Origin of the sequence: Cyanobium sp. N5-Cardenillas (assembly GCF_024345515.1) — a bacterium.
GTDB lineage: Bacteria > Cyanobacteriota > Cyanobacteriia > PCC-6307 > Cyanobiaceae > Cyanobium.
Window position 1 is genome coordinate 1 of sequence record NZ_JAGQBG010000174.1, and the last position, 6,775, is coordinate 6,775.

Sequence of the window (6,775 nt, forward strand, 5' to 3'; positions counted from 1 at the left end):
CCTGGCGCGCCTGGCCGAGAACCTCGCCGCTGCCGAGGTCGAGCTGGCTCCTGAAGACATGGAGGCGATCGACGGGCTCGACCGGAGCCATCGCTTCATCGACGGCACCTTCTGGGTGAAAGAGGGTGGCCCCTACACCCTGGAGACCCTCTGGGCCTGATCAGCCCGGCACCAACCGCCGGCGCAGGTAGGCGATGGCCAGGTCGCCGCATTCGGCCACCAGCCGGTCGCGGCGGCCCTGCTCCTGGGTGGCGGCGAGCCACAGCAGGTGGCCGACGGTCTTGACCAACACGTAGGCGATCAGGTGGCCTTCCTCCGCGTTGAGGTGGCTGCCCTCGGCGGCGGCCTTGTCGACGATCAGGCCGCTCCAGTCGTTGATCAGCCGGACGTCGGCTTCCTCCTCGATGGCCAGCAGCTCGGGGGTGGCGCTCTGCACATCCAGGAAGATGGCCGGGTAGCCGGGGTGGTCGCGGAAGAAGCGATCGGTGAGGGCCACGGCGGCGGTGATGGAGTCCTCCAGGGAGAGGCAGCGGCCGTCCCCCCGGTCGAAGAAGGCCGTGAGCAGCTCGTGCAGTTGCTCGGCGTAGAGCTGGGCGAGGCTGCGCAGGATCGCCCCCTTGTCGGGGAAGAACTGGTAGAGGGAGCCGATCGGCACCCCGGCACTGGCGGCGATGGCGTTGGTGGTGGTGCCGCCGACGCCGCCGGCCACGAACAGCTCCTCGGCCGCCGCCAGGATCCGCCGCACCCGCTCCTGGCTGCGGGCCTGGCGGGGCTGGCGGCGCAGGGGCGAGGGCTCGCCGGGGGCGGCTGTGGCGTCGGCCATGGCGGGAAGCGGCAGACCGGGAAAACCTGAGCGATCCTCGCATCCCATTGACAAAGGCGAGGGATACTCATAATTTCTTGGACGTGAGGACTGCTCATGTTCTTTTGCGTTCACCCCGATGACCACCACCGTTTTCCGCCCCAATCCCGCCCCCACCGCGGCGTCGTTCGAGGCCCAGGAGCTGCCGCCCCAGCTGTTCCGCGTCCTCGGCACCTTCGTGGCCATGAGCGGCGGCGACACCGACCTCGAGCTGGTGGGGGCCCTGGCCGAGGCCCTGCTGGAGACGCCCTCCTATGCCCTGATGGCCGAGCAGCTGCGCCGCGATCCGGCCTGCGCCGCGCTGATCGAGGCGCGCTGGATCCCCCCGGCCCACGAGCTGGAGCAGCTGGCAACGCTGCCCGAGGGCAGCCTCGGCCAGGCCTACGCGGCGTCGTTGGCACGGCTGGGCTACGACCCCAACCTCCACGCCGGCATGGCGCCGAACAGCGACGCCGCCTATGTGGAGCTGCGGCTCAGCCAGACCCACGACCTCTGGCACGTGGTCACCGGCTTCGACACCACGGTGACGGGCGAGATCGGCCTGCAGGCCTTCCATCTCACCCAGTTCCCCTACCCCCTGGGGGCCGTGCTCACGGCCCAGGCCCTGGTGTCGGCCACCCTCGGGGCCCCCGAGCTGCTGCCGGAGCTGGTGGAGGCGATCCGCACCGGGCTGCAGATGGGCCTGGAGGCCAGGCCTCTGTTCGCCCAGCGCTGGGAGGAGGGCTGGGAGCGGCCGCTGGTGGAATGGCGTGAGGCGCTGCAGCTGCGGCCGTTTGCGGAGCGGGTGGGGCAGCTGTGAGCGCCAAGGCCGTGGGCGGATCCCTGCTGCGGCGGCCGGGCTTCCGCTGGCTCTGGCTGGGCCAGACCCTCCTGTTCGCCGGCGTCCAGTTCTGGTTCGTCGCCGTCACCTGGCTGCTGCTGCTGCTGGGCGGCGTGCTCAGCGACCGCCATCCACCCCGGACGCTGGCGGTGCGAGCCGGCTGGATCCTGGCGATCGCCACCGGGGTGCTCACCCTGCTTGCCAGCCGCGACGCCCTCGACCTGGGCCCGGTGCTGGTGCTGGCGGCCGTGTTCGGGGCGGCGGAGGCCTGCCTCTACCCGGCAGCCCTGGCCTTCGACACCCTTTTGCTGCTGCTCGCCGTGGGCTGCTTCCTGCAGGTGCGGCCTTCCTTGGCCGCGGCGGCCACGGCCCCGAACGGGGGACTGGGGCAGGGCCTGCGGGAGGGGATCGCCTTCGCCTGGGGCCACGGGGCGATCCGCACGGGCCTGACGCTGATCGCCATGATCAACCTGGCCGTGCTGGGCCCGGTGGTGATCGGCGTGGTGGAGCTGGTGACGCTGCGCTTCGGCGGTGGCGCCGCCAGCTACGGCTGGCTCCAGGCCGCCTACGGCGTGGGCGCTCTGGCGGGGGTCTGGTGGGCCGGCCGGTTCGGCGCCCTCGCCCATCCGGGGGGCGCGCTGGGCTGGCTGTCGGCCGGGCTGGGGGCGGGCCTGCTGGGGCTGGCGGTGGCCGGCCAGTGGTGGACGGCGGCCGCCCTGCTGGCGGCGATGGGGATCGGCGGCGGCCTGGTGGGGGTGCTGGCCACGGCCTGGTTGCAGCGGGAAACCCCGGCACCCCTGCAGGGCCGGGTGATGGCCCTGGCCATGCTGGCCGGCGTCGCCTTCGATCCCCTGTCCCAGGCCCTCTCGGGGGTGCTGATCGACATTTCCCTGCCGGGGCTGTTCGTGGTCGCCGGGGGGAGCCTGCTGCTCACCGTGCCTTTTTCCCTGAGGAGTGGGCGGGGGTGAGCTGGTGGCATTGTCTTCGCGGGACTTGCTCTGACCAAGGTGGGCAGGTGGCAAGACTTGGGTATCGGTGGCTACAGGGGGTTATCGGACCCGTGAACCACTGCTAGAAATCGGAAGTTGGTCTTGGGAGGCCATGCAGTATCGGGAGTTCTGGCGATCCCTACTGCCGCTCGTCAGGCGGTTATCGGAAAGGAGGCATATCAGAGTGGTGGTTCTCGGAACCGTCCAATGACTTGTTAGGTACAACTGGATGTTCACATGAATCTTGAGATTACGCCTGACGTTGCTCATGCTCTCGGACACTACGTTTATGCGTACCTAGATCCACGCGACGATCCACCAAGTGTCTTCTACCTAGGCAAGGGAGTTGGGCAGCGCGCAGTCGATCATCTATATGACACGATTGAAAGTCACAAAGTCGAGCGTATCCGTTCCATTCATGCGTGTAACCTAAAGCCAAGAATTGACATCATTGCCCATGGCCTTCGCGATGACGTCGAAGCTTCAAGGGTTGAGGCCGCTCTCATCGAACTTGTCGGCATTCACGCACTTACTAACAAGGTCCGAGGCCTAAATGCCACCGAGTTCCCGCGCCGGCCGCTCGAAGCTTTCATCGCAGAGCTAAGGGCTGAGCCAGTAGAAGTGATCGAACCTGCCCTGCTAATTAGGGTTAACCAACAGTTTCAGTACGGTATGTCGCCCCAATCACTGTATGAGGCTACGCGTGGTGTATGGGTAATAGGCGAGGAGCGGCGCAACTATGCACAATTAGCTATGGCTGTCTTTGCAGGTATTGTCCGTGAAGTTTATTCCATCGAATCTTGGCACGAAGCGGGCACTACACAATATCAAACACGGGATCAGCAAGAACTTTTCAGTACCAGTGACGGACGTTGGGAGTTCGTGGGCCATGTAGCAGAAGACTCTCTACGGACGCGCTACCTTGGCAAGTCAGTTGCCGGCTATCACAAGAAAGGATTTCGAAGTCCAATCATCGGAATCAACCCCGGCGGGTCGTGTGCCTAACATCAAAATGCAGTGGGCGGGGCCAAGAATGCCTGATTAAGGCAAAGCGCAAATGCCCGCCGCTGAGCTTGAGCGTTAGATGGAAGGATGTCGAGGCGGGGTCTATTGCTCCATCTCAGCTCGGATTATGTACCGTGTAATCGAACGTTTTCTGGCGAGAGCCGATGCGCACCTGGATCTTCCAAGCCAATCCAAACGAGTTCGATATCGACGGTTACCTCGCAGCAGGCCCGAAAGAGATTACCTGGCTGGTGCGACGGTACAGCGGCGAGATTCAACCCGGTGATGTGGTCTACATTTGGCGTTCGTCAGGTGGTGAGGAGGGCAAGGCCGGCATCGTTGCTAGAGCAACCGCCCTCACTGAGCCCGCTAACATTTTGGATGACCCTGCTGCGGCTCCCTTCTGGAAGCGCGATGCACCGACCGGAACGAGTACCCGCGTGAAGCTGCGTGTCGACGGCATCGCTAACTCACGAGAATTCATTAAGCGCGACTGGCTCGTCGACGACCCTGCGTGCTCCGAGATGCTCATCATCCGTCAGCCCGCCGGGACAAACTTTCCGCTGGAGACGCGGGAAGCGGAGCGCCTGCGGAACCTCTGGATCAAAACCGGGGTTGACTGGAGTCGGGCGGAGTCTCTGGCCGCGCTTCAGACTTACCTGGCTCTGTACGGCAAGCAGATTTCGAGGAAGCCCGGCAGCCCCGTCGCTGATCTAGCCATGCTCATCGGGCGTGCCGTAACAGGCGCCTACAACAAGATCATGAACTTTCGCGCAATTGACCCGAGGGACTCGCGAGATGGAATGGATGGAGCAAGCAATGTCGATCGGTCGGTTTGGGCGGAGTTCTTCGACGAGCGGGCCCAAACTATCGACAAGAACGCTGTTAGCGATGAGTTCCAGCGTTTGTGGCCGCAGTATTGGCTTGAACCAACCCGCGAGCTCCAGGAAGAACGTCTCGAGCAGGCGGTAGAGGAAGCAAAGGCAGACCTTGATGTCCTTGAGGCGCGCATCCGGGCCAGCAGGCGTCCGAGTAAGCCTCGATCGGGAACGACGACCACGACCGTCTTCAATCGGGATCCGAACATCATCGCGTATGCGAAAAGGCGGGCCGGTTGTCGATGTGAGGTTCCGGGCTGCGAGGTACCTCTGTTCCTCAAGCCAGATGGTGAACCCTACGTTGAGGTTCACCACATCCATATGCTGGCTGACGGCGGGGAAGACACCACCGACAATGTGGCCTGCCTCTGCCCAACTCACCACCGAGAGATTCACTGCGGCCTTCGACGCTCGGAGCTTGAAGCCGCTCTTAGCGAGCTACGGGGGGCCTGACCTCCTCCAGACATAAAGGGCTCCCGTCTAACAAACCCCTCGAGTGGACAGGCCACCTCCGAATCCATGCTTCGCCAACCCAAGATCCCTTCCTGCCACTCAGGGGTAGCGTTAGGCTGCAAAGCAGATTCAACAGAGGACTCACTGATGATTGTGTACGCCATTACCAAAACAATCTCGATTGACGCGGCGCAGGATCGTGTCTTCACATTCCTTGCGGATGCCGCCAACTGGCCTAAATGGGCCATCGTCAACGTGTTGTCCGTCAAACCCACAGATGACCACTGGTGGGAAATGGAGACACCCTCTGGCATGGCAAAATTACGGATCCGACCCAATGCGGACCTCGGCACCCTCGATCACGACTTCAACTCTCCAGATGCAAGTTGGACGGTTCCAGCACGCTTGGTATCCAACGGCAGCGGCTGTGAATTCATGATTACGTTTTTTCAGCCGCCTTCGTTCTCAAGTAGTTTCTTTGAGGAGCAAGTAGCTCTCGTGGACAGGGAGCTTGCTCAGTTGAAGATGCTAATGGAGATGCCGTGATGGCGCCTAACAATTCACTCCAGCCGCCTCCGCTTCGCGGCACGGCTGAGTTCAAGAGTTGTGACAAAAGTTGGACGAAGTGCCAACATACTTTGAAGTTCAAGACCGGACATGGAAGGAGACTTTCTCCAGCGTGTTCGCCAGCAAACTGCATCGGTATCCGACTGGTGGCGGAGCTGCGCTGCTTCGTCTAAAGGCTGGGAACAAAGTCTCTGCATGACCATCCTGCTGGGGAACATGGCCAACTTATCGTTGGAACCGGCATCTTTGGTGGTCGAACGTTGAGCGCAGGGGTGCCTTTTGGGTAAACTGTGGGGAATTCCATGACGCAAACATGATCACCGAGCTTGCCTTCTTTTCAACATCACTGCCAAGCTCAGACTTGATCTAATAATGTTCAGAATTCATCCTAGTCTGTGTGGCTATCGAATTTTTATCGACAACAAGGAAGTCGCTAGAGCAACATTTAGCTTTTGGACCTCCCAAGGCAGACTGATTATTCAGAGAAAAACGTTGAGGATGGTAGGAAGAGGATTTCCCATCCACAATCGCTATGAGCTTAGACAGGGTAAAACCTGTGTCGCATCCATGAAGTTGAAAATGCTGCCCCTGCCTCCATCCCAAGTCCTAGAGTACAATCATCAAGTGTATGAATGGCAAGACTCTCGTATCATTTCCGATAATCAGGATCTTGGTTCGGTTCGGATTCGAAGGTTAGGACCCTGGGGGTGGTCGACTATTGAAGTTGAATTGCCCGAAGCACTGCCACTGCTTCTCAAATTGTTTATAGTGTTGCGTTTGCTTCCTGATGAACAGGGTAATTGATTCAAAATTCGTCTGTGACAAAGCTCTGTGATGCCAGGTATAGCAAGAGGTTTGCAATCGTCCTGTCAATGTAGATGTTGACTGATTTGAGCGTTTTGAGGGAGAAGGCGATCGTTTTTATCTTGTCGAGAATCACCCCCAGGAGCGGCTCAGAGCGGAGGGGGACAAGCGCCCAGCAGCGCAAGCCAACAACTCGGTTGCACCCGATGGATGAGGAGTAGGGGCAATCGAAAACACAGTCGCCACGGGTGAATCGGAACGTTGGCCGGACGTGACGAGCACCGCAAGATGAGCAAGCACGAAACCCCGTTGACTCACCGATACTGGAAATCGGTTCGCGGCACACTGGTCGAGGAGTTTCTGGCGGTACCCCGGAGGGCTGGCGTCGGGCGGTGTC

Annotated in this window: 6 protein-coding genes; 5 read left to right on the forward strand and 1 reads right to left on the reverse strand. The window is 61.4% G+C overall.

Translation table 11 applies throughout. The annotated features are described in order from the left end of the window. Nucleotides 1–160: 160 nt before the first annotated feature. On the reverse strand, nucleotides 161–823 hold the full coding sequence (locus tag KBZ04_RS12875; protein ID WP_254992305.1) for a TetR/AcrR family transcriptional regulator: 663 nt from the start codon (nucleotides 821–823) through the stop codon (nucleotides 161–163). 118 nt (nucleotides 824–941) lie between these two features. Here KBZ04_RS12875 and KBZ04_RS12880 point away from each other — a divergent pair, with 118 nt between their 5' ends. From KBZ04_RS12880 to KBZ04_RS12900, 5 genes are all read left to right on the forward strand, one after another. After that, on the forward strand, nucleotides 942–1,661 hold the full coding sequence (locus KBZ04_RS12880) for a Coq4 family protein (protein ID WP_254992306.1): 720 nt from the start codon (nucleotides 942–944) through the stop codon (nucleotides 1,659–1,661). Beyond that, a complete protein-coding gene (locus KBZ04_RS12885; protein ID WP_254992307.1) occupies nucleotides 1,658–2,650 on the forward strand; it encodes a hypothetical protein in 993 nt (330 codons plus the stop codon). The genes KBZ04_RS12880 and KBZ04_RS12885 overlap by 4 nt, the downstream gene beginning before the upstream one ends. A 258-nt stretch (nucleotides 2,651–2,908) precedes the next feature. Continuing rightward, entirely contained in the window at nucleotides 2,909–3,676 is a 768-nt protein-coding gene (locus KBZ04_RS12890) for an LEM-3-like GIY-YIG domain-containing protein (RefSeq protein WP_254992308.1), read from the forward strand. A gap of 164 nt (nucleotides 3,677–3,840) precedes the next feature. Continuing rightward, nucleotides 3,841–5,007 carry an EVE domain-containing protein gene (locus KBZ04_RS12895; RefSeq protein ID WP_254992309.1) on the forward strand — a complete coding sequence of 389 codons (1,167 nt, stop codon included), beginning with the start codon at nucleotides 3,841–3,843 and terminating at the stop codon, nucleotides 5,005–5,007. A gap of 147 nt (nucleotides 5,008–5,154) precedes the next feature. Beyond that, complete coding sequence (locus tag KBZ04_RS12900) at nucleotides 5,155–5,553, forward strand: hypothetical protein (RefSeq protein WP_254992310.1); 399 nt, start codon at nucleotides 5,155–5,157, stop codon at nucleotides 5,551–5,553. Nucleotides 5,554–6,775 lie beyond the last annotated feature (1,222 nt).

What these genes read in the sequence shown, in the direction of transcription:
- KBZ04_RS12895 (WP_254992309.1), top strand. Translation starts at nt 3,841, where the DNA reads ATGCGCACCTGGATCTTCCAAGCCAATCCAAACGAGTTCGATATCGAC.
- KBZ04_RS12880 (WP_254992306.1), top strand. Translation starts at nt 942, where the DNA reads ATGACCACCACCGTTTTCCGCCCCAATCCCGCCCCCACCGCGGCGTCG.
- KBZ04_RS12890 (WP_254992308.1), top strand. Translation starts at nt 2,909, where the DNA reads ATGAATCTTGAGATTACGCCTGACGTTGCTCATGCTCTCGGACACTAC.
- KBZ04_RS12875 (WP_254992305.1), bottom strand. Translation starts at nt 823, where the DNA reads ATGGCCGACGCCACAGCCGCCCCCGGCGAGCCCTCGCCCCTGCGCCGC.
- KBZ04_RS12900 (WP_254992310.1), top strand. Translation starts at nt 5,155, where the DNA reads ATGATTGTGTACGCCATTACCAAAACAATCTCGATTGACGCGGCGCAG.